The 20,458-nt window shown below is 37.4% G+C and carries 27 protein-coding genes; 4 read left to right on the forward strand and 23 right to left on the reverse strand.

The window, feature by feature from the left end; all coding sequences use genetic code 11:
* Positions 1 to 2: 2 nt before the first annotated feature.
* The 5 genes from ACJMML_RS00350 to ACJMML_RS00370 form a co-directional block, all read right to left on the reverse strand.
* Complete coding sequence (locus ACJMML_RS00350; protein ID WP_405305454.1) at positions 3 to 905, reverse strand: LytS/YhcK type 5TM receptor domain-containing protein; 903 nt, start codon at positions 903 to 905, stop codon at positions 3 to 5.
* 160 nt (positions 906 to 1,065) lie between these two features.
* Complete coding sequence (locus tag ACJMML_RS00355) at positions 1,066 to 2,049, reverse strand: beta-ribofuranosylaminobenzene 5'-phosphate synthase (protein ID WP_405305455.1); 984 nt, start codon at positions 2,047 to 2,049, stop codon at positions 1,066 to 1,068.
* Positions 2,050 to 2,117: 68 nt separating this feature from the next.
* A complete protein-coding gene (locus ACJMML_RS00360) occupies positions 2,118 to 2,822 on the reverse strand; it encodes a potassium channel family protein (RefSeq protein WP_405305456.1) in 705 nt (234 codons plus the stop codon).
* A gap of 38 nt (positions 2,823 to 2,860) precedes the next feature.
* Entirely contained in the window at positions 2,861 to 3,508 is a 648-nt protein-coding gene (locus ACJMML_RS00365; protein WP_405305457.1) for an adhesin, read from the reverse strand.
* A 39-nt stretch (positions 3,509 to 3,547) separates the two neighbouring features.
* A complete protein-coding gene (locus ACJMML_RS00370) occupies positions 3,548 to 4,048 on the reverse strand; it encodes a ferritin (protein ID WP_405305458.1) in 501 nt (166 codons plus the stop codon).
* Positions 4,049 to 4,147: 99 nt separating this feature from the next.
* Between ACJMML_RS00370 and nudC the strand changes: the two genes are divergently transcribed.
* Positions 4,148 to 4,954, forward strand: a complete 807-nt coding sequence (gene nudC / locus ACJMML_RS00375) for an NAD(+) diphosphatase (protein WP_405305459.1) — start codon at positions 4,148 to 4,150, stop codon at positions 4,952 to 4,954.
* Here the strand turns inward: nudC and ACJMML_RS00380 are convergent.
* From ACJMML_RS00380 to ACJMML_RS00410, 7 genes are all read right to left on the reverse strand, one after another.
* Positions 4,926 to 5,453, reverse strand: coding sequence for a hypothetical protein (locus ACJMML_RS00380; protein WP_405305460.1), 528 nt, complete (start codon positions 5,451 to 5,453; stop codon positions 4,926 to 4,928). The genes nudC and ACJMML_RS00380 overlap by 29 nt on opposite strands.
* A 101-nt stretch (positions 5,454 to 5,554) precedes the next feature.
* Positions 5,555 to 6,160, reverse strand: coding sequence for a hypothetical protein (locus ACJMML_RS00385; RefSeq protein ID WP_405305461.1), 606 nt, complete (start codon positions 6,158 to 6,160; stop codon positions 5,555 to 5,557).
* A 21-nt stretch (positions 6,161 to 6,181) separates the two neighbouring features.
* Positions 6,182 to 6,790, reverse strand: a complete 609-nt coding sequence (locus ACJMML_RS00390) for an Ig-like domain-containing protein (protein ID WP_405305462.1) — start codon at positions 6,788 to 6,790, stop codon at positions 6,182 to 6,184.
* 16 nt (positions 6,791 to 6,806) lie between these two features.
* Complete coding sequence (locus tag ACJMML_RS00395) at positions 6,807 to 7,427, reverse strand: hypothetical protein (protein ID WP_405305463.1); 621 nt, start codon at positions 7,425 to 7,427, stop codon at positions 6,807 to 6,809.
* A gap of 189 nt (positions 7,428 to 7,616) precedes the next feature.
* On the reverse strand, positions 7,617 to 7,754 hold the full coding sequence (locus ACJMML_RS00400) for a hypothetical protein (RefSeq protein ID WP_405305464.1): 138 nt from the start codon (positions 7,752 to 7,754) through the stop codon (positions 7,617 to 7,619).
* Positions 7,755 to 7,774: 20 nt separating this feature from the next.
* Entirely contained in the window at positions 7,775 to 8,950 is a 1,176-nt protein-coding gene (locus ACJMML_RS00405) for a MalY/PatB family protein (protein WP_405305465.1), read from the reverse strand.
* Complete coding sequence (locus tag ACJMML_RS00410; RefSeq protein WP_405305466.1) at positions 8,937 to 9,455, reverse strand: nitroreductase family protein; 519 nt, start codon at positions 9,453 to 9,455, stop codon at positions 8,937 to 8,939. Before ACJMML_RS00410 ends, ACJMML_RS00405 begins: the two co-directional genes overlap by 14 nt.
* Before the next feature lie 49 nt (positions 9,456 to 9,504).
* Between ACJMML_RS00410 and ACJMML_RS00415 the strand changes: the two genes are divergently transcribed.
* On the forward strand, positions 9,505 to 9,996 hold the full coding sequence (locus tag ACJMML_RS00415) for a DUF308 domain-containing protein (protein WP_405305467.1): 492 nt from the start codon (positions 9,505 to 9,507) through the stop codon (positions 9,994 to 9,996).
* A 78-nt stretch (positions 9,997 to 10,074) separates the two neighbouring features.
* On the opposite strand, the gene ACJMML_RS00420 is transcribed toward ACJMML_RS00415, so the two are convergent.
* The 7 genes from ACJMML_RS00420 to ACJMML_RS00450 all read right to left on the reverse strand — a co-directional run bounded on the left by ACJMML_RS00420 (position 10,075) and on the right by ACJMML_RS00450 (position 15,547).
* Positions 10,075 to 10,848, reverse strand: a complete 774-nt coding sequence (locus tag ACJMML_RS00420; RefSeq protein WP_405305468.1) for a hypothetical protein — start codon at positions 10,846 to 10,848, stop codon at positions 10,075 to 10,077.
* Between the two features lie 124 nt (positions 10,849 to 10,972).
* Positions 10,973 to 11,578 (reverse strand): flavodoxin family protein, encoded by a 606-nt coding sequence (locus ACJMML_RS00425; protein ID WP_405305469.1) that lies wholly within the window; start codon positions 11,576 to 11,578, stop codon positions 10,973 to 10,975.
* Positions 11,575 to 12,207 (reverse strand): flavodoxin family protein, encoded by a 633-nt coding sequence (locus ACJMML_RS00430; protein ID WP_405305470.1) that lies wholly within the window; start codon positions 12,205 to 12,207, stop codon positions 11,575 to 11,577. The genes ACJMML_RS00425 and ACJMML_RS00430 overlap by 4 nt, the downstream gene beginning before the upstream one ends.
* Positions 12,204 to 12,836 (reverse strand): flavodoxin family protein, encoded by a 633-nt coding sequence (locus ACJMML_RS00435; protein WP_330025466.1) that lies wholly within the window; start codon positions 12,834 to 12,836, stop codon positions 12,204 to 12,206. Before ACJMML_RS00435 ends, ACJMML_RS00430 begins: the two co-directional genes overlap by 4 nt.
* 14 nt (positions 12,837 to 12,850) lie before the next feature.
* Complete coding sequence (locus tag ACJMML_RS00440) at positions 12,851 to 13,654, reverse strand: DUF169 domain-containing protein (protein ID WP_405305471.1); 804 nt, start codon at positions 13,652 to 13,654, stop codon at positions 12,851 to 12,853.
* A gap of 124 nt (positions 13,655 to 13,778) precedes the next feature.
* Positions 13,779 to 15,056, reverse strand: coding sequence for a serine--tRNA ligase (serS, locus tag ACJMML_RS00445; protein WP_405305472.1), 1,278 nt, complete (start codon positions 15,054 to 15,056; stop codon positions 13,779 to 13,781).
* 119 nt (positions 15,057 to 15,175) lie between these two features.
* Complete coding sequence (locus tag ACJMML_RS00450; RefSeq protein ID WP_405305473.1) at positions 15,176 to 15,547, reverse strand: winged helix-turn-helix transcriptional regulator; 372 nt, start codon at positions 15,545 to 15,547, stop codon at positions 15,176 to 15,178.
* Positions 15,548 to 16,055: 508 nt separating this feature from the next.
* Between ACJMML_RS00450 and ACJMML_RS00455 the strand changes: the two genes are divergently transcribed.
* Positions 16,056 to 16,901, forward strand: a complete 846-nt coding sequence (locus ACJMML_RS00455; RefSeq protein WP_405305474.1) for a pyridoxamine kinase — start codon at positions 16,056 to 16,058, stop codon at positions 16,899 to 16,901.
* Between the two features lie 176 nt (positions 16,902 to 17,077).
* Here ACJMML_RS00455 and ACJMML_RS00460 read toward each other — a convergent pair whose 3' ends face one another.
* Positions 17,078 to 17,428, reverse strand: coding sequence for an arsenate reductase family protein (locus ACJMML_RS00460; protein ID WP_405305475.1), 351 nt, complete (start codon positions 17,426 to 17,428; stop codon positions 17,078 to 17,080).
* Positions 17,429 to 17,449: 21 nt separating this feature from the next.
* The gene (locus ACJMML_RS00465; protein ID WP_405305476.1) at positions 17,450 to 18,094 is read right to left on the reverse strand and encodes an HAD family hydrolase; all 645 of its coding nucleotides are present in this window, start codon (positions 18,092 to 18,094) and stop codon (positions 17,450 to 17,452) included.
* A gap of 57 nt (positions 18,095 to 18,151) precedes the next feature.
* On the opposite strand from ACJMML_RS00465, the gene ACJMML_RS00470 reads away from it, so the two are divergent.
* Positions 18,152 to 18,856, forward strand: coding sequence for an alpha/beta hydrolase (locus ACJMML_RS00470; protein WP_405305477.1), 705 nt, complete (start codon positions 18,152 to 18,154; stop codon positions 18,854 to 18,856).
* Here ACJMML_RS00470 and ACJMML_RS00475 read toward each other — a convergent pair.
* Positions 18,848 to 19,369: a YgjV family protein gene (locus ACJMML_RS00475; RefSeq protein ID WP_405305478.1), complete on the reverse strand. Its 522-nt coding sequence runs from the start codon at positions 19,367 to 19,369 to the stop codon at positions 18,848 to 18,850. The two genes, ACJMML_RS00470 and ACJMML_RS00475, sit on opposite strands and share 9 nt — an antisense overlap.
* Before the next feature lie 131 nt (positions 19,370 to 19,500).
* The gene (locus ACJMML_RS00480) at positions 19,501 to 20,331 is read right to left on the reverse strand and encodes a hypothetical protein (protein ID WP_405305479.1); all 831 of its coding nucleotides are present in this window, start codon (positions 20,329 to 20,331) and stop codon (positions 19,501 to 19,503) included.
* Positions 20,332 to 20,458 lie beyond the last annotated feature (127 nt).

Consider the following 20,458-nt stretch of genomic DNA (forward strand, 5'->3'; position numbering starts at 1 on the left):
ACTTATTCTATATCATTTTTCTTTTTTAAGAGTTCAACATCCTCTTGCAGTTTTTCAAGTTCATCCTGATATGATTCCAGTGTATTTTCAAGTTCCTTGATTTCCAGCTTTTCATAGCTGAATTCATTATCAGATTTTACTTCTCTAAAAATCATGACACATAGAATCATACCCATCACGCCGCCAAACAGCATAAGAGGATAAATGTCATTAATGTATACGATTGAAATGTTCGGAGGAGTCAGCCAAATAATTAGAGCCATCTCAAATCCCACATATAAGAACATCAGAATAACCGCAGACCTTCCTTTAGGGAATTTTCCATCATTCAGAATATTGATTAAACTTCCAAGAAATCCTGCAATCACCGTAGCCAAAGAACACGGCAGGGCAGTAGTACCACCTGCAAAAAACCTGAATCCTCCGGAAACTATTCCTGCAGGAATTCCAACATAAGGTCCGCCGAACAAACCTGCAATCAGAATTATAAGATTTCTGACATTGGCAAAAGAGCTGTTTACCGGAATTGTATACCTTGATGCAAGACAGCCCAGAATGCTGAAAATCACGAAAGCAATGAACAGATCCTTTTTAGTGAACTCTCTATGCAGTATATTATTAAATGATTTTGTTTTGGTTGCAATAAGCATAAATATAAGCACGACGGACAATACCTTAAACATGTTTAAAAACGGCATGAGAAATTCCGCTGAATGGGTACTCTGATTAAAAATGGAAATGACTATACTGAAAATTCCGATAATAATCAGATATCCTATTTCATAAATCGAGCTGTCCCTCAAATTCCTGAATTGAGGCAGCCTTGTTGAAATGAATCCGAAAATTATGATTGCCGCACCCATAGTCAAAAGATTATTTAATACAGTGAATGAGACATTGACCAAATGATGACTAAAATAATAATTTAAAAATGAGTAATAAAGAAAAATATTAGATATGAGCAATACAAAAAAAATCAGAAGAAAAACCATATTTTTTCTTTTTAACTTTGTCACTCTATTTTTACTGCTCATACCAACACCCTTAAAAAATTAATTCTAATGTTTACTTTTCAATGACAAAACCATGGTTTTGCGCCTTGGTGACAAATACAGTACCCTTATCACCAATGATTTCCTTGGTTTTTTCTACAATATCTGCATTTGATTCATCAAACATGGTGTAGAGAACCGGTCCGAATGATGAGATTCCAACACCGTATGCGCCAGCCTCTTCAATGGCTTTCATTGTAGGAAGATAGCTTGCATCAAGTGAGTGTTCCAACTTGTTGAAACCAACTTTTTGAAGTTCGCTTACAGCCCATCCGAAATTTTTGATGTCCTTTTCAAGCATGAAAGGAACAAGGTTCATTAAAATCAGATGAGATACCTGTTCAACTTCCTCTTTTGGAATAGGACAGTATGTCTGGAACACATCCACCTCATCATCACCTTCCACATGCTTTTCAATGTATGGAATTGCGATTAAAATGTTCCATTCTTCCGGAAAATCATATCTTGCAATCAATGTTGCAGGCTTTGCCTGTGAAGCACCTGAAGGCAAGAACAAAGGTTTTTCCTCTTTGCTGTGTCCGCCATCCAGGATGAATCCTCCCAAATCGTGAGTGTAGGTTCCGATACCGGAAGTTCCTCCCCTTCCAACAATCGCACTTAATTCACGACTTTCCACTTCAATGCCCATTGTTTCAGTAATCAAATGAGCTGTTGAAACTGCTATTTGGGTTCCGCTTCCAAATCCTGAATGCGGAGGATAAGTATTATGTACAATAAATCTGAAACCTGAATCTATATCAAAGTGCTCAATTGTCTTTTGAGCGGCATCAGGGATTTTTTCCTGACATTCCAAAATCGCTTCCTCATCTGTTACGGTATCTGCAAATTCAAGCTCAATACCGCTATCGATTTTCTCAACTTCCAATACAAATTGTGGATCAGCTAATGCTAGACCAATACCACCATCGACTCTTCTATATGACCCGTTCAAGTCAATAAGGGACATATGTATTCTTGAAGGTGCTCTTATAATCATTTTTTCACATCCTTAAATTACTATAAAATATTTGTTTTTAAATATATATAACATTTTGTAAAAAAAATCTACCGTTTATTCATTTCATCAATTTTTTCGTTCAATTTTTCAACCTCAGAGGTCAAATAATCAATCTTGGATTCTAGGTCATTGCGCTTATCCCTGTTCAACTTTGAAACATATGCCGATGAGATTATTGCAGTGATGAGGGAAAAGATTATGATGCCTCCAACCATTGCCACAATGCCTATCAGCCTGCCTGAACTTGAGGCCGGAACGACATCACCATATCCTGTACTGGTCATTGAAACAAAAGTGTACCAGATAGCTGTTCTAAAGTCGATGATATTTGAATCAACCTGCCAAACGAGAATGGTGACAATGACAATGAATACGATTGTTATTGCAATTATCTTGTCCAGATAAGTCTTTTTCAAAAAGTCCGCAAATATCTTTTCGTCATCGCGAATCAGAATGAAAATCTTAATCAATTGGGCAAGCTTGACGAATCTCAATAATCTCATAAACACAGAATTGAACGGAAGCATTCCCAAAATGCTCAAAGAGTTATTTTTCAGATATTCCTTCCGGTCATCTGACTTTTTAAGACTGTATAGAAATTCGATCCAGAAAACTGCACATAACAACAAGTCAAAGATAATAACATTAACCTTGAACGAAGTGTCAACGGGATAAAATGTAATGTATGACAAAAAGAGTATGTCAAAAATAGTTAATACTATTCCGACTAAGTACACAAGTTGCTTTTTCATAATTAATAGTATTAGGTTCAATAGTATATATTAACTACCTAAAACAGACCATCGACAACACTGACCAACTTTTCCGCCAGCATGCATGTGAACTCAAAATCTTCTGAAGAATAGCATTCATAGACCAGTGTAGGTATTCCTGCATCTGCTGTCGGTTCTGTTATGTATGGTGGGCTTGATCTGAATTCCGGAGCATAATATACGATTTCATCCATATTGTCAATAATACGGTTCATGTATTCGGATGACTTATCGTCAAAGCCCGGTGCAAAGACGAAATTGGTTATCTGATAGTCTCCCGGACCCTGAGGTCCACGGTTTGAGTGGATATCCAAAAACAAATCGTATTCCTTGCCTATTATGTCATCTCTGATGAATTCCTGTGCAAGGAGCTGGCCCTCAAGACGACCTTCCGTTTCTGAGGAATCATCATTGACATTGATGTTGTACAGGTAATAGCAATTTTTTAAATCGTTTTTTGAGGTTAACTTTTCAAACAAAGCTCTGTGGGACTTGCTTTCCAGAGGATGCATTCCAATCACATAAGCTATTTTAACCTTCGAGTCTTTATCTCCAAAAGGACCGTGCAGATGGACGCTGCCTAAATCATTCCTGCCTAAAAGTTCGCACTCATATTCTGTTGAGTCAACCTGGGCTTCGCTTGTCGGTTCTTTCGGATAATTCATTTAAACACCTAAAAAAAATAAGTTAAGACTAGATTAAATCTAGTCTTCGGATGGTGAACGTGCACCTAATTCCTTGTTCAATTCATAAATCAATCTGTTGTCGCCATCAGCCAATTTGATTTTGGCAACTAACTCCATAGCGTTTTCTTCCTCTTCGACTTGCTCTTCGACAAACCATTGTAGGAAGTTGTTGGTTGCGTGGTCTTTTTCTTCGATTGCTAAATCAACAAGGTCATCAATTAATCCTGATACTTTTTTCTCATGTTCTAAGACATGTTCGAATGCAGCTACTGGGGAGTCCCATTCGGTTTGAGGTCCTTCGATTTCAGTCAAGGTTACTGAAGCTCCTCTTCTGATAATGTAGTCATAGAATTTCATTCCATGCTCTAATTCTTCTTCTGCTTGTACTCTCATCCAGTTAGCAAATCCTGCTAAGTCTTCATCTTCAAAGTAAGATGCCATGGACAAATATAAATAACCTGAGTAGATTTCAGCATTCAATTGACCATTTAAAGCTTTTTCCATATTTTCAGATACCATTAAATATCACCATTATTATCTTTGTATTTGATTTCTTATATAATTTACATTGAAATTCTTCACTACAGTTTTAATAACGATTAAAACATATCATTTAACATGATTGAAAAATCCCTATATGAAAACTACCAAATCGATTTTAGTGATGAAATCACTCCCGATAATGACGATTACCTATTTATTTTTAATGAAAACAGAGAATTGTATCTGGATGAAGATAAAAGATTGCCAAAAGATTTAAATGAGTTTGAAGTTAATTTTTGTTTGTTTATTGGAATGTATAAAGGAATGAAAGCATTCGTGGTTAATGCCAATGGGGACGGGACATTCCATAACCTGATGGAGGTCTATGAATTTGATCATGACCTGTACCATATTGCAGGAAAAGCTGTTTTGATAAACGATTGGTATATATCACACAGGTTTTGCGGAAGATGTGGAGCCAAGACTCAATTAGATGAAAAAGACATGATGTTAAAATGCCCTGAGTGCGGCCAAAACCATTATCCTCGCATCGCTCCTGCAATTATTGTGGCCATAAGAAATGATGACGAATTACTCATGGCAAAGCACAGCTACCATGAAACTATCAGATATGCACTGATAGCTGGATTTGTGGAACCTGGTGAAGCAATAGAAGAAGCTGTTCATCGTGAGGTTTTAGAAGAGGTAGGAATCAGAATAAAAAATCTGAAATACATGAAAAGCCAATCCTGGCCATTTCCAAATTCACTGATGCTCGGATTTACTGCCGAATACGAATCAGGTAATATTAAAGTTGACGGTGATGAGATCGTCAAGGCAAAATGGTTTAAAAAAGATGAAATAATCAGATATGACTCTGACATCAGCATATCTGATTGGTTGATTCAAAATTTCATTGATACAGACTGGAATTGTCAATAATAAGTTCTTTATGGGAAAAATTATTTAAAACATCTTCCCGATAACTTATTCCAATAGATATTAATGTAAGATTGACCTTGTTCGGAATAAAAGATATTGAATATTTATTTATTAAAACATATTGAATTTCAGACATTTCAAGTCTTGACTTTTCATTTCCCACAGTCAATTCAACATAATCATCCTCAATTACCAGTTTCCTAAAGGAACCCCTGTTCTTAAGCTTTGAAATTCTTCTTCTAATCAAAACATTATATATTATGCCCAAAACGAATGCAATTGCAAATATCGCAACCACAATCAAATACAAGGAATTGCTTCGGTTCTGGAGATACAATGCTAAAAAGATTACAAGAAAAGCCAGTGCGATGACAGTCAATGTAACTGCCTGCCTAGTCAATCCTTTAATTTTTTGTCGGGGATTTTTTACCAGCTTCTTATAATCGGAAACAATCGCCAAAACCTCATTATAATAGGCATCTGATTCAATTTTATTCAATTCAATTCCATGGATAAAACTATAATAATCCTGTTTTTTAAACTTTTTGTTTAATTGTGTCCACCTAATTGAACACTTTAAAAAAAAACATGAATATTATCCTAACGCATATAATCCTGATATTCATTACCATTACTATCTACACCTGATAACAAACCAGTACTAGGATCATAACTCTCATGCATACCGTTAGCACCATCAATATGCTGTATACCATTTGAATCAGTATACTGCTTTATATATGTGCCATACTGTTGAGAATATTTATCATAACCCCCTGAATCAGAACTAGATGATTCAATAACAGTTTCTTTTACTTCTTCCTTGATTTTCAATTTCTGTGTTGTATTATTACCAGTGTAATTTTCATTACCTTTATAGATAACTTTAACTTTATATTCACCCTTTTTCAAATCCAAATCAAGCTTAGCCTTACCTTTGGAGTTAGTTTTCACCGTTTCATTTACAACGACTTTGCCCTTTTTATTTTTTACCAAAATATTTACTTTTTCTTTTGATAATGCAGTTTTATTTAAGTCGGTCAATTGTATTTTTAGTTTTCCTCCTTCATACTGCTCCTTATCACTTGTAATCTTTACTTTAGTTGGCTCTTTAGCATTGCTAGACTGCAAAAACATTGCTCCTGCAACAACTGCAAGAACAATAACTACAGCAACTAAAATTATGATTATGTTTCTGTTTTCCATATATGCCCCACCTAATAAAAGTTATTCCCATCCATGTGTAACAATATTTCCATCTTGATCAACTACTCTAAAATAACCATCATCGTAATGCACTCTTTCTCTTCCATCCCCTATTGAATCACGAGAGACTTCATGTTCCCCAGGGTTCCATCCATCAGGAGTTGTAAGATATTCTTCCCTTACACTATTTTGTGAGGTAGAAGCAGAATCACTTGATGATGATACTGTTGCTTCAGTAACTGCCTCTTTAATTTCCAATTTCTGGGAAGAACTATTTCCAGTATAGTTATCATTTCCACCATAAGTAACATTAACAGTATATTTACCCTTTTTCAAATCCAAATCAAGCTTAGCCTTACCTTTAGAATCGGTTTTAATAACCTCATCAACTACCACCTTACCCTTTTTGTTGGTAATGGTGACATTAATAATTTCCTTTGAAATCGGAGTCTTATTCAAATCAGTCAACTTGATTGATAATTCTCCACCTTCATACTGCTCCTTATCACTTGTAATCTTAATCTTACAAGGCTCTTTTGCATTAATCGGATTAAAAAACATTACTCCAATAGCAATTAAAAGAATGACAATGATTACAAGCAATATCATAATTATATTTTTGTTTTCCATTTTAATCCCCCCCCAATTATGTATGATAGTATCCTGTATTAGGATCAGCTCTTGTATAACCTCCAACAGTCACCATTTCTCCAGGTCTGTCGCCGTCAACAGTGATTTCGACATAATGCATATCATGTGCAATTGCATATTCCCTTGTTATTCCATGTGAATCGACTTCCGGCCCATATTCAGGATATATTCCTCCGTTAGGAGCATATTTGCTGGTGTGAGTTGTTGTTGAGGTTTGTTCCCCACTGACCTCCTCAGTAGTCGCTTTTTTAACACTGACTTTATCTGCAATAGAACTTGATGCATACTGGCCGTTTCCATCAAACTTGCACTCAACAGAATATTTTCCTTTTTCCTCCATCTTAAATTTCGCTTTTCCTTTGGAATTGGTTGTTATGTCCTCATCAATCACTGTTCCGTCCTTGTCAGTTAACTTTACGTTAACAGTTTGATTGGCGATAGGCTTGCCACTGCTGTCGGTCAGTACAACAACCAGGGAGTCTCCAACATTGATTTCTTTATCTGCAATTGAAAGATTGGAATCCTCTTTTGCCATTTCTGAAAACACAAAGACACCAACAACAAGAATTGCGATGATTATGCATAACAATATAATGATAATCCTATTATTTTCCATCTAAACCACAAATTAAAATTATTTCTATAATTATATTTAACTAAATAAAAATTATATATAATTTGTGAAAAAAATAATTAAAAAAAAACCGTACGTTTCATGAAGAAATTTTGATTAAACTTTACAGGTTCTAGACTAATTAAAAAAAAAAGTTTATGTATCCATCATCTAATGAATCCACTTGATTGATCATTTCTTTGGTTTTTTAACCAATTCCGGCCGGTTTTCTGATTTATCCCAGTATGTATCCAGTGCCAATCCGCAGTTGATGCATCGTGTCGCATCGTCCCTGTTCGGATAGCTGCAGTAAAAACATTGTTTAGTCATTAACTCACCTTTAACCATTATTATATGTTTTTAGACAACCTGTTGATGTTATTAAGAGCGATGACACCTGATTTAAGTTTCAGCAGTCCCTCATTCAACAGTTTTTGAGGGCATGCTATGTTCAATCTCAAGAAATCATCCCCGTTTTGGCCAAAATCGCTACCGGCAGAAAGAAACAAGCCCTGATTCTGCCTTAAAAATTTAGACAATACCTTTGATGGAGTCTTTAAAGCTGAACAGTCAAGCCATAGGAGGTAAGTCGCATCACACTCGACAAGCTTGACAACAGGCAATTCCCTGGCTAAAAATTCCTTTACTATTTGTTTGTTTTCATATAAAACTTCCCTTAACTCTTCCAGCCAGCCCTCAGACTCTTCATAAGCTGCAATCACAGCCGCCGTTGCAAATACATTGCATGAATCTGAATTGTCAATGTGCATCTGCTTTTTAATTTCATCCAAGAGTTCAGCATTTTTGGCATGGACCACTGAGCTTTGAAATCCAGCAATGTTGAATGACTTTGAAGGGGAGAGACATCTGATGACATTATCCTCTGATTTGAACGGATTATACTTAACTCCAGGATCTGTCAAATCGCAGTGTATCTCATCGGAAATCAGAATGACATCATGCTTTATGCACAAATCGGCAATTCTGTCAAGTTCCTCTCTGGACCAGATTTTTCCAATCGGATTGTGGGGATTGCAGAGTATCATCATCCCTACCTTTGACAGTTTCTCTTCCAAATCATCGAAATCAATTTTATATTCGCCATTTTCATAGACCAGTTCGTTTTCAAGGACTTTTCGGTCATTGTCCTCAATCACATAGTAGAAAACATGATATACAGGAGATTGTATCAGAATTTCATCGCCGACTTCTGTCAGGCACCTGATCATTGATGATATTGACGGCATTACCCCAATTGAGTATGCCATATCATTCCTTGACATGTCAAGGCCATATCTTCTCTTCCACCAGCCAATATAGGCTTCAAAAAGATTATCGGGAACTATCGTATAGCCGTATACCGGATGTTTCGTCCTCTTTAGAATAGCTTCTTCAATGGCCGGAGCCACCCTGAAGTCCATGTCTGCCACCCACATGGGCAAGTCATCATCAAAAAGCTCCCATTTAAGTGAATTGGTACCTGTCCTGTCAATTACGCTTTTAAAGTCATATCTAGTATTTTTCATAGTGTATTCTTTCCTCATCAAACTTGTCCATGAACTTGTTTTCCCATCCGTCAGCAGGATATCCGATTGTGACAATTGAGAAAGGCTTCAAATCGGCGATGTCATCGATGCCTATGATTTTGCCGATTGCCTCCATGCGTTCCTCTTCAGGAGCGACTCCATTCCAGAGTCCGCCCAATCCGAGGTTGACCGCTTCAAGCAACATGTTTTCACAGGCCGCACCCATATCCTGCTGCCAAACTGCCTTATAAAATGACCTTTCAATATTGGCAACAAGCACTATTGCAACTGGAGCATTTGTAACCCTAGGCTTTATTTCTCCAAGCTTTGCAAGAGTCTCTTTGTCTTTTACAACAACAAATTCCCACGGTTCGGCTCCAAGCCTTGATCCGGGTGCCTGCATTCCCGCCTTAAGGATTTTCAAAATGTCATCATCACTTACATCCCTGTCTGCATATTCACGGATGCTTCTTCTAGTGTTAATAATTTCTTCAAATTCTGCCATAATATAAATAACATCTTAAACATATATAAACTAAATGGAGGTGACAGTAATGGACGGCAACAAAGGCATGGGAATATTATCAATAATCGTCGGTCTGATTTTCATATTGTTCCCAATGTTATCCGAATCACTGATTTCAATAATTGTTGGATTTAGTTTGCTGTTTTTCGGTATCTCATCAGTTTACACCGGATTGGATATGAAAAAATATGCAAACAACACCTATGCAGTCCCATTAATGGTAATTGGAATTATAGTAATCATTCTGGGATTCCTATTCATATTCTATATTGATGCATTATCATTCCTTGTAAGCATCCAATTCTATCTTATAGGATTTATACTGATTATTTTCGGTATAATCGGACTGTTATCAAGGGTAAGTGCATTTTCACTTTTCACATCAATATTGGTTCTTGTCATGGGAATCATCGCAATAGCTCTTGGAGCATTTGCATGGGCCCAACCGATATATATTGCAATAATAATAGGAATCATCCTGATTATTGAAGGTATAGCATTGCTCTTCTTTGACAGATGAATGCAACTTAACTAACCATCACCACTTAAAACAAAAAAAATAGTTGAAGTGTGTAAAACACACTTTGACTTTAAAAAATTATATTTCTGAATTTTCGATCGATTGGAATCCTATATCATTTTCGCTGCAGTACTCTTCAACATGAGCGATGATTTGAGAGATGTCCTCATCGGAATACTCGTTTTTAAAGTAGTATGCAATAGGTTTGGCATTGGTATAGACAGTGATTATCAGATACTCATTGCCGTAAACACATACATCCAGAGTATTGTAGATTTGAATATCCTTGATTATATCGCTTTTGGCCTTTTCAACTGGAGTCTCATTTCCGATTGTCTTGACTTCAGTATCCTCATACTGGTTCTGCAGTTTGGCCAATTTTCCCTCATCAGTCAAAATGTCACTGTCAGGCTCGATTTCAACCAGCTTTTCTCTGAAGAGCTTTGCATTGTGAAGCTTTTCCTGAACCTCAACCAGTTCCTTTTCCAGTTCCTTTTCTTCCTCAATCAATGAGTTGATGAATGCTTCGGAACCGTTGTTGAATTCTTCATACATTTCCAATACATCTCTTGGAGATAAAATAGAATGATTTTTGAAAAATTCCTTGGTATGAGGTTTTACGCGTATGCTTAATGGTTTCAGATTTTCCCTTTTGGATTTCTGATCAAATATCTCTTCTGCAAATTCATTTCCTCTTTTGTGTAAGGATTCCATTTTTTGAGTGAATATTTTTTCAAAGTCTTCACGGGTCATATCTTCAGGGAAAGTGAATTCAAACTCTCCTGGAGTATATGAACCTCCGAATCTTTCATTTCCGAATACAAATTTTCTAGTTCTTTTTTGGTTTGACATTTTATCACTCTATTTATTGTATTACAAATTTGATTTTTGTATACAATTAAATATTGTGACGATGTAGTATATAAAGGTTTGTATTCATTTTTAAAAAATGTATACGCAAAAATTTGAAAAAAAATTAGCTGCTTAAATCGGCAGCAATTTCAAAAACCCTTTTTAAATCCAGAGATAACTGATTCTCTTTTGAATTAAGCTCATCATCAGATAAATCTGACTTTAGATTCTTGGATATATTTGAAAATGACTCAATGACAACTTCCCCATTGAGAAGACCAAGCAAATCCTCAGACTGTTTAAGCTGAGGCCTTACAGACTTTTCGAAATAATCCATCGGAGAGGTGACTGTATAGAAAAGCCCAACATTGACCTTGCCCCTGAACTTGTTTCCTGCCTTGTATGAAATCAGACTAAAAATCAATCTTTCAATCAGAGCCATGTAATGGCTTGTAGGCTGTGAGAAAAATATCGGAGCTGCAACCAACAGAGAATCCGCATCGAAAATCCTTTCAATCAATGGAGACAGTTCATCCCTCCAAAAGCATTTGCAGACATCATCATCGTTTTTACATATAAGACAAGCGCGACAGCCAGACAAATCAATCTTATATAAATCAACGTATTCAACTTCCGAACCGACTGACTTTGCACCTTCTGCAGCAGATTTTGCCAGCTGCGCATTGATATCCCTTCTTTTGGGACCCGCATTGATTACAACAGTCTTCATTTGCTCAACTCCGCACCGATTTCAAATGCCTTTTCCAAATCATTCGGAAACTGCAAAATCCACTGCTTTTCCTTGGCCTCCTGCGAAAAGCCCGCCATGTTGAATTTAGAATAATCACTGATTTGAATAGTATCGCAGACCGGATATGTTACAATCTCCCCATTCAAAAATGAGAAGAGATACTCGGTAGTTGAAAGGCTGTCCTTCATGGACTGCTCATAGAACTCCTTAGGGGCGTTCATAGTATAAAATATTCCAACATTGACCTTGCCAGTGAAATAGCTTGTGCCGTCATCATAGGACATGATGCAAAAAATCAGTCTTTCAACCAATGCCCTGAACTCGCTTGTAGGCTGTCCGAAGTAAATCGGTGAGCCAATCAAAAGACAGTCAGCATCGAAAATCTTATTTATGACATCTGTCAGGTCGTCATTCCAGTAGCACTTGCCCTTGGTGTTGGTCTTGAGCTTGCAGGCAAGACAGCTTCTGCAGCCCTTGAAGACCAGATCATACAGGTTAAAATATTCCGTTTCGGCACCGACAGATTCGGCACCCTTTTGGGCTGCCTGCATGATTTCTGCAGTGTTCCATGTCTTTCTTGGACTTGCGTTGATTACAATTGTTTTCATTTTGACAACTCAGCACCAATCTCAAATGCTTTTTTCAAATCAACCGGGAACTGCTTTTCATGATTCAGTTTCTTGTCTTCCTCATCAAATGCTCCCATTGCATATTTGGAATAGTCATTGACCTGCAGTGTATTGAATACAGGATAAATCTTGACTTCACCATTGAGCATTCCGAAGACCTGTGATGAGCTTTCCAGGTATTCCTCCATCATTGTCTCATAATAGTCTTCAGGAGCGTTCATTGTAAAGAAGAGCCCAACATTGATTTTACCTTCAAAATATGAACCGAAACCGTCATATGACAATATGCAGAATATCAGCCTTTCCATAAGAGCACGGTAGTGGCTGGTAGGCTCGTTGAAGTAAATCGGAGAACCAATCAATAATGTGTCAGCATCCAAAATCCTTTCAATCAATGGGGACAGCTCATCCTTCCAATAGCATTTGCATCTGTCCTTGTCAGCCTTTTTGCAGACAAGACAGCTCATGCATCCATGTAAATCAAGCTTGTATAAATCAACATATTCAACTTCCGCACCGGCTGATTCGGCACCTTTGGCGGCTTCCTTCATTACCTGTGCGGTGTTCCATCTTCTTCTCGGACTTGCATTAATAACCACTGTTTTCATAATAATCACTATAACTATTTGTCAAAATCCTTAAATAAATGTGATTGGAAAAGGCTATCCTCACTGAGCTTTTCAAGTTTCATGAACAGTTTCCATGGCATTGCAAGTGTCACGTAATCATTCGGAATGAAATGCTTCATGTGGTTACGTGCCGCAAGGTCAACCGGACCCAAAAGGAGATGAGGATCTTCGGTTTCTGCCTGTTCAAATGTGAAACAGCCTATCAATTGGCAGGCTGAAGATTGAGGCACACAAACATGATTGCTTTCAACCCTATGGGATCCGTCAAGCTGCAGCAAGAGCATCAGTTCAAATGCATTGACTGTGAATATCACTGAATCAGGAATTTCGCCTTCATCCAGCTCTTCCAAAGGCTTGAATACAACATAATCCTCGCTGTCATAGATTGGCCTTGATGAAATATGTCCATATGCGGTTTCAAAATCCTCATATATTCTTTCACCTTCAGTGAACATTTCCTTTACATGCTTAGGTCTTGATTCAAGTTTTTTAAGATATTCTTCTTTATTTTTAGCTGAATCCACACCTTTTGAAAGGAATGTTGCCTGAAATTCCTTTGCATCTTCGGTTGCAAAGCCGTCTCCCCATCCAAATCCTGGCCAGATTCCTCCGCAGGTTCCATTTTCACGACCAAAAACAAAGGCCTTTCTTTTAGCTATACACTGTGCAACAAAAGACATTACACATCCGCCACGTCCTTCCTTCGGACCTTTGATGTCCTCAGGCTTTTCATTGGTTTTGATTAAAACGATAGGGTCGAATTTTCCATTTAGATAATTGGCGATACTACTCTTCATGAGTAATAGTTTATTATGTGTAGTTTAAATGTATTTTGAAAAGAAAATTGAAAGTAATAAATTTTTTACATCAATCAAAAAAAATAGTTGAAGTGTGTGTAAACACACTAAAATTTAAAATTAATTATTTTTTAGCTTCAATGACGGTTTTTCCATTCATGTAAGGGACCAACACTTCAGGAACTTTAACGCTGCCGTCAGCCTGCTGATAGTTTTCCAAGATACAGCACATTGTTCTTTCGGTTGCGATTGCAGTACTGTTCAAGGTGTGTAATGTCTGAGCATCACCGGAACCTGCCCTTCCAACACGGGTCTTGGTCTTACGTGCCTGATAGTCCTTACAGTTGGTGCATGAAACCAGTTCACGGTAGGTTTCAGATCCAGGGAACCATGCCTCAAGGTCATATTTAATGGCCGCATTGTCGTTCAATGCAGAGGACACGATAGCTATAATCTGATATGGGAGACCAAGTTTCTGATAGATTCCTTCAGTCACTTCCATCAGTTTCTCATGCTGGTTTTTGGAGTCTTCAGGTGCTGAGAAGATGAACTGTTCTATTTTTTCAAACTGGTGGACCCTGAAAATTCCCAGGGTATCCTTACCGTGTGAGCCCGCTTCCTTTCTGAAGCAGGTTGAAAGAGCGCAGTATCTTAACGGCAGTTCATCGGGATTTATGATTTCATCACGGTGAAATGCTGCAAGGGTCTGCTCAGCGGTTGCAATCAGGTACATGTCTTCGTTTTCAACCTTGTATAGGGTCTCTTCAAACTCGCCGAGTTCGGAGGTTTCGGCTGCAACTTCCCCTTTTACAAAGAATGGTGTCTGCATTGGAATGTAACCTTCATTTTCCAATTCATTGAGTGCAAATTGAATCAATGCCAGGTTCAAGTGTAGAATATCTCTTTTCAGATAGTAGAATCTTGCTCCTGCGATTTCAGCTGCAGTCTCCAAATCTGCACCGTCAATTGATTCAATTAAATCGACGTGATTGAGAGCTTCAAAATCAAATTCCGGCTTTTCGCCGTAGGTTCTAACAACCACATTGTCATCTTCAGTGTCTGAAATCGGAACGTCCTCGTCAATGACGTTTCCTACCTTATACCTGTAATCATCTCTGAGCTTTAGGTAATCGGCATTTTTGGCTGTAAGCTCTTTGATTTCAGCTGCCACTTCCTTGGATCTGGCAATTACCTCTTCCAGATTGCCTTCCTCTTTAGCCTTCTTGAATGATTTGGATAATTTGTTTTTCTCAGCCCTTAATGAATTGAGCTTTTTCTCACCGTCTCTCCATAAGGTGTCATATTCTATTACCTTTTCAACATTTTCAGTGTCTCTAAATCTCTTCTTTTCAGAGTCTATAATTATTTCCGGATTTTCTCTGAATAATTTTATATCTAACAATATTTTGTCCCCTAAAATATTTTATTCAATAATAATTAAGTTTCTTTTGTATATTAAAGTTAATGAAAAAAAGTAGTTTTTTAGGGTCCACACCGAAACCCAAATATTAATTTTTCAACCTAAAGCAGGTTTTCCTGAAAACTTGTTTTCAGGTCATTTCTGATTTTATCAGAGTAGTTCTCGCTGTCAACGGTCACCATGGCGATTTCATATATAACCTTGTTGAGCGATTTGCCCTTTTCGGTCAATATGTACCTGACGTTCTTCTTGTCGCACTTGTCGACAATCTTTTGAATCAGGCCGTTGTTTTCCATGTCTTTCAGACAGTGGCTCAATACCTTGTTTGAAAGATCAGGTTTGTCTTCCTTGAATTCATAGAAACGGGATTTACCGTAAAATAAATCTCTCAATATCTGAATTACCCATTTTTTGTTAATCAATTTTACAACCAATTCTATAGGACAAGATGTTACATGTTTAGTGATGTTCATGATAGTTACCTCCAAAAAATCAGTCGGCTATATTGACTTGTTTTTGAAGTATATAAACTTTTCTGTTTATGGTGACCAATCGGTTACCAAAACTTTTTAAATAGCATTGACCTACTATTGAGTGAAAGCGCACAATGCACTTTCGAGAGATGGTGAATTCAAAAGATTGCAAATGAACATGGTCGCCCATTTTCCTCTAAATACAACACGCATACATATTCAATGACCATGGGATTTTAAGAGAGTTTTTTGACAAATCATTGCGATATCAGCCTAAATAGTTAATTCCCTTTAAAAAAAAGTTGAATCAAAAAATTCTAACCCATCTCTATCTTTTTTTAAATGATATGAAAACATTTATAAATATATAATAACTATTGTTATATAGTTAATTTGAATTCCAGAATCAGATTGAAAAAATGATTTTTGAGGTAACAATACCAATATATAAATATTTTTCTAGGCAAAAATACAAATTAACTTATATTATTAATTTAGAGTTGAAAGAATGAGTGACACAACAAAAATATTAACAATTCAGGATATATCCTGTTACGGACAGTGCTCAATAACCGTTGCATTGCCTGTAATATCTGCTTTCGGAATAGAGACTGCAATATTGCCTTCCGCTGTTTTATCCACACACACTTCAGGATTTACAGACTTTACTGTAAGGGATTTGACAGAAGACCTTCCGGCCATCCAAAAGCACTGGGAAAAGGAGGGAATATATTTCGATGCGATATACACTGGATTCATAGCTTCAATAGAACAACTAGACTACATCAAAGACATAATAGACTCTAGACTGAAACCGGACGGAATCGTATTTGTTGACCCGGCAATGGCAGACCAGGGCGAATTCTACAACGGATTCGACCAGGAATTTGCAGACAAAATGGGTGAGCTCTGTAAAATAGGTGATTTCATTTTACCAAACACAACAGAGGCATGCTACATCCTGCACAAGCCATGGAAGGAAGAGTTCACAAAGGAAGAAATGGTTGAAATGGCAAACGAGCTTTCAGAGTTTACAAAAAAATACGTTATCCTTAAAGGAGATACCCACAAGGAAAATAAGATGGGAATGATTGTATTGGACAAGGACGAATCATCAATGGAAATGGTATACAACGACAGAGTTGATTACATATCCCACGGAACCGGAGATGTATTTGCCTCATCATTTGTAGGATCAATCATGGTTGGCAAAAGCCCTACTTCAGCAGCAAAGATTGCCGGAGAACTCACCAAAAAGGCAATAGAGGAAACCATTGACGATCCAAGCCACACCTATGGGGTCAGATTTGAAAGGGTAATCAAAGACATCCCTGAATTGTTAAAAACATATTAATTTCTTGAATGAAAAAAGAATAAAAGCATGGTATCCATTATTATGCTTTTATATGTATTTTTTTGAAAAAACTATTTTTAACTAACATTTTGCGTTACATACATCTTATAGTATAAAATAAATATGATATTTTCAAAAATTCAATTGATTTTTAAAAATTTGCATTCTTTAGGAAACTACAATAATTTCTCTTCCCATTCATTTACCTTAAAGCCGACCAGCACGACATCACCACCGACAAGAATAGGCCTTTTGACAAGCATGCCGTCAGTGGCCAGAAGATCCAACTGCTCATCTTCGGACATGTCAGACAATTTGTCCTTCAGTTTGAGTTCGCGATATTTCATGCCGCTTGTGTTGAAAAACCTTTTGAGAGGCAAATCGGATATTTCCCACCATTTGCGCAATTCATCGGCAGAGGGATTGTCATCTATGATATGCCTTGAGTCATAATCGATATTGTGTTCGTCCAGCCATTTTTTAGCTTTTCTGCAAGTTGAACATTTGGGATAGTTTACGAATAACATAATTAATAGTTGGATTTTGGATTAAAAATACTTTGGTATCTCGCACATGTCATCAACGGATTCAAGAATATAGTCATTTTTCCAGTCGTTTTCACTGCCATAACCCCATTTTACGACAACACAATCGATTCCTGCATTTTTTGCAGTGGCAATGTCTGTATTGGAATCCCCGATGTAGATTGCATCTTCGGGAGGGACTTCCGCCTTTTTCAATATTTTTTGAACACCCCACGGATGAGGCTTTGACGGGTCAACGAGATTGTGGCCTTCAATCAGGACAAAATCAATGTCGCTGAAGAATCTATTGACAAAATGCTCTAATGAATCTGACAGCCGATTTGAATTGATGGCCAATATCACCCCATCATCCTGCAGTTTTCTCAAAAGTCCATGGGCTTTTGGAAATGGAACGGTCAATTCCTTTTCAGACGAATAGTACAAGTCAAGATATGTCTCCTTAACCGCTTCAACATTCTGGGGAGTGCTGTTGTCCTTTAAAACAAGCGAAACAATCTCATCAATATTTCCTCCCAGGCATGGAATGAGCTCCTCACGGGCCAGTGCAGGAAAATCATGAATCGCCAGTGCCCTGTTGAAGCAAATCAGCACATCATGAATCGAATCGAACAGTGTTCCGTCAAAATCAAAAATCGCAAGTCTTTTCATGACATTAGTTCTGTTTGAGGTTTAATTTAAATATTGTTTCGAAAAAAATATATTACCATGAACAAAAAAATCAAAATCGCAATTATCGTGATTGCAGTATTGGCCGTTGCATATTCCATGTATTATTTAACGGACTGCAGCCATGCCGAAGCGACTGCAACAGATTATCTGAACGGAACTGATGACGTTAATGTCACTAAAGTTGATAACGGATTATTTCTGAACGGATATGGAAACGACACCGCATTGATATTCTATCCCGGTGCCAAAATTGAATACACCTCCTATTTGCCGATGCTGTGCGAATTATCCTCAAAAGGCATTGACTGCTATCTTGTCGAGATGCCGTTCAATCTCGCATTATTTGGCGAAAATGAAGCAAATAAGATTATCGATACAACTAACTACTCAAAATATGTATTGTGCGGACATTCCTTGGGAGGAGTGGTTGCATCTTCCTATATGGCACATTCGGGAAAAGGTGACGGGCTGATATTGCTTGCAGGATATCCGACTGAAAACATTACAAAACCGACACTCTCAATCTATGGATCAAACGACGGGAATCTTAACAAAAAATCATATGATGAAGCAAAGCCTCTTATGAGCAATATGACCGAACATGTCATTGACGGCGGAAATCATGCCCAATTCGGATACTACGGAAAACAAACCGGTGACAATGACGCGAACATTACCCCGGAAAACCAGCAAAACCAGACCGTGGCAAAAATCATGGAATTCATCAGCAAATTAGGCTGACTTGGACTCTGAGGAAATCAGCCTTGCCAGGGATACCAATCCGACAAGAGCTGTAAAGCTTTCGATGGAAGCTGATGAAATATCCCAAATTGCAAGAAAATAGACAACATAAATGGCGCTGTTTACGATGAAACTGATTTTAATCGGTTTGATAGTCTTTAGATAATAGTTGCACAGTGAAAGCTGGATTATCGCAATGATTGGCAAAACTCCAACAAGCCCGAGGGTATTCACCAGAAGGCCAAATACCACTGAAACAGAAATGAAAAACATGGTCCAGCCGAATGTCAGCCTGTCAAAATAGACCATTGCATTTCTTGAAGCCGCAACAGCCATGGTAACAACACCAGTCCATGAAAAGAAGAAAACTGAAGATACAATCAGGATAAAAGCATTGAGGAATTGGTATTTGTATGCCTGCTTTTCATCATTGACCCACATGCTTAAAATGATGAAAACACCCGCAATCAGCGAAATGACATTCCCAATGACTATGTTTAAAGGCAAATCCATGTAAATTATTTTATTGAAATTGTTAAATAAACTTAACCTATTGTATATCAATTTTTACAGAAAAAAACTTAAAGAATTCCTATTTGAAATCTAAAAAAAAGAAAAAGAATATATGATTAAATCACATATGTTTATTTTTTACCTCTTGACGGAACTAAACCTAAAGCAATTAAACAGAGTAACAAAACAAATAAAGGATTACCAGTGGCGTTCATCACTGATTTTGAAGTTTCAGCTTGAACTTCATTTCCATCCTGGGTTTCACCAGAAACATTATCTGCTTCTTCAGAACCATCACCGGATTTATCAGAATCATCATCCACGTTTTCAGAATCATGTGGAATCTCATCTTCGTCTGATCCCTCTGGACCATCAGGATTACCATCTGTTTTGTTTTCTTCCGGTTCTTCTGCTTCTACGTCAGCTTCACTACTGTGAGTTTCATTTTTAAGGCCGTTACCTGCAATAACATTGTTTATTAGCAAACCTGCTTTGGTTACTTCGAATGAAAGGAGAAGACTTGTACTTTCACCAGGAGCTAAAACTCCTACAAAAGTCCATTTGTCAACACCATCAAACTCCCATGAATCTTTATCGGTATAGTCCAGATATCTCAATCCATTGGAATAATTCTTATCCTGAACGAAGACACCAGTAAGATTCACAAGTCCTGTGTTTGTCACGGTAATATTGTAGTTTATAATGTCACCGACCTCAACAATGTTGCTTGAAGCAACCTTATTGACGGTAAATTCCGGTTCTGCAACGATTATTGATGCATTGGCCCATACTTCAAGCGCCTCGTGGGTGTCATCAGGACCCCAATCTTTCCATTTCCAATAAATGTGAGCGCTGTTGTTGTATACTCCCACTTCAGTTGTGTTAAAGTAAACTTTCAAGTGGAGGGAAGAACCTGGTGTCCAATTACCCCATGTATGGTAACCGGCCTTGAACCACCCCATCCTATAGAGGATGGGGATTCCTGAATTATTTTCACTTAATAATGGTTAATTTAAGTATTTTATCAGGCTATCCCCGTTGAACCAGCGGTTTAGAATATTAATTGCTGCGTTTATATCCCTATCAAGT

It is taken from the genome of Methanobrevibacter sp. (assembly GCF_045130115.1).
Lineage (GTDB): Archaea > Methanobacteriota > Methanobacteria > Methanobacteriales > Methanobacteriaceae > Methanocatella.

Excerpts from the sequence above, each read along its gene's own strand:
- nudC (WP_405305459.1), top strand. The coding sequence starts at position 4,148 with ATGATTGAAAAATCCCTATATGAAAACTACCAAATCGATTTTAGTGAT.
- ACJMML_RS00460 (WP_405305475.1), bottom strand. The coding sequence starts at position 17,428 with ATGTTATTCGTAAACTATCCCAAATGTTCAACTTGCAGAAAAGCTAAA.
- ACJMML_RS00455 (WP_405305474.1), top strand. The coding sequence starts at position 16,056 with ATGAGTGACACAACAAAAATATTAACAATTCAGGATATATCCTGTTAC.
- ACJMML_RS00355 (WP_405305455.1), bottom strand. The coding sequence starts at position 2,049 with ATGATTATAAGAGCACCTTCAAGAATACATATGTCCCTTATTGACTTG.
- ACJMML_RS00430 (WP_405305470.1), bottom strand. The coding sequence starts at position 12,207 with ATGAAAACAATTGTAATCAACGCAAGTCCAAGAAAGACATGGAACACT.
- ACJMML_RS00365 (WP_405305457.1), bottom strand. The coding sequence starts at position 3,508 with ATGAATTATCCGAAAGAACCGACAAGCGAAGCCCAGGTTGACTCAACA.
- ACJMML_RS00450 (WP_405305473.1), bottom strand. The coding sequence starts at position 15,547 with ATGAACATCACTAAACATGTAACATCTTGTCCTATAGAATTGGTTGTA.
- ACJMML_RS00370 (WP_405305458.1), bottom strand. The coding sequence starts at position 4,048 with ATGGTATCTGAAAATATGGAAAAAGCTTTAAATGGTCAATTGAATGCT.
- ACJMML_RS00360 (WP_405305456.1), bottom strand. The coding sequence starts at position 2,822 with ATGAAAAAGCAACTTGTGTACTTAGTCGGAATAGTATTAACTATTTTT.
- ACJMML_RS00410 (WP_405305466.1), bottom strand. The coding sequence starts at position 9,455 with ATGGCAGAATTTGAAGAAATTATTAACACTAGAAGAAGCATCCGTGAA.
- ACJMML_RS00420 (WP_405305468.1), bottom strand. The coding sequence starts at position 10,848 with ATGTCAAACCAAAAAAGAACTAGAAAATTTGTATTCGGAAATGAAAGA.
- ACJMML_RS00385 (WP_405305461.1), bottom strand. The coding sequence starts at position 6,160 with ATGGAAAACAGAAACATAATCATAATTTTAGTTGCTGTAGTTATTGTT.
- ACJMML_RS00395 (WP_405305463.1), bottom strand. The coding sequence starts at position 7,427 with ATGGAAAATAATAGGATTATCATTATATTGTTATGCATAATCATCGCA.
- ACJMML_RS00440 (WP_405305471.1), bottom strand. The coding sequence starts at position 13,654 with ATGAAGAGTAGTATCGCCAATTATCTAAATGGAAAATTCGACCCTATC.
- ACJMML_RS00425 (WP_405305469.1), bottom strand. The coding sequence starts at position 11,578 with ATGAAGACTGTTGTAATCAATGCGGGTCCCAAAAGAAGGGATATCAAT.
- ACJMML_RS00480 (WP_405305479.1), bottom strand. The coding sequence starts at position 20,331 with ATGGGGTGGTTCAAGGCCGGTTACCATACATGGGGTAATTGGACACCA.
- ACJMML_RS00470 (WP_405305477.1), top strand. The coding sequence starts at position 18,152 with ATGAACAAAAAAATCAAAATCGCAATTATCGTGATTGCAGTATTGGCC.
- ACJMML_RS00405 (WP_405305465.1), bottom strand. The coding sequence starts at position 8,950 with ATGAAAAATACTAGATATGACTTTAAAAGCGTAATTGACAGGACAGGT.
- ACJMML_RS00400 (WP_405305464.1), bottom strand. The coding sequence starts at position 7,754 with ATGACTAAACAATGTTTTTACTGCAGCTATCCGAACAGGGACGATGCG.
- ACJMML_RS00415 (WP_405305467.1), top strand. The coding sequence starts at position 9,505 with ATGGACGGCAACAAAGGCATGGGAATATTATCAATAATCGTCGGTCTG.
- ACJMML_RS00435 (WP_330025466.1), bottom strand. The coding sequence starts at position 12,836 with ATGAAAACAGTGGTTATTAATGCAAGTCCGAGAAGAAGATGGAACACC.
- ACJMML_RS00390 (WP_405305462.1), bottom strand. The coding sequence starts at position 6,790 with ATGGAAAACAAAAATATAATTATGATATTGCTTGTAATCATTGTCATT.
- ACJMML_RS00475 (WP_405305478.1), bottom strand. The coding sequence starts at position 19,369 with ATGGATTTGCCTTTAAACATAGTCATTGGGAATGTCATTTCGCTGATT.
- ACJMML_RS00465 (WP_405305476.1), bottom strand. The coding sequence starts at position 18,094 with ATGAAAAGACTTGCGATTTTTGATTTTGACGGAACACTGTTCGATTCG.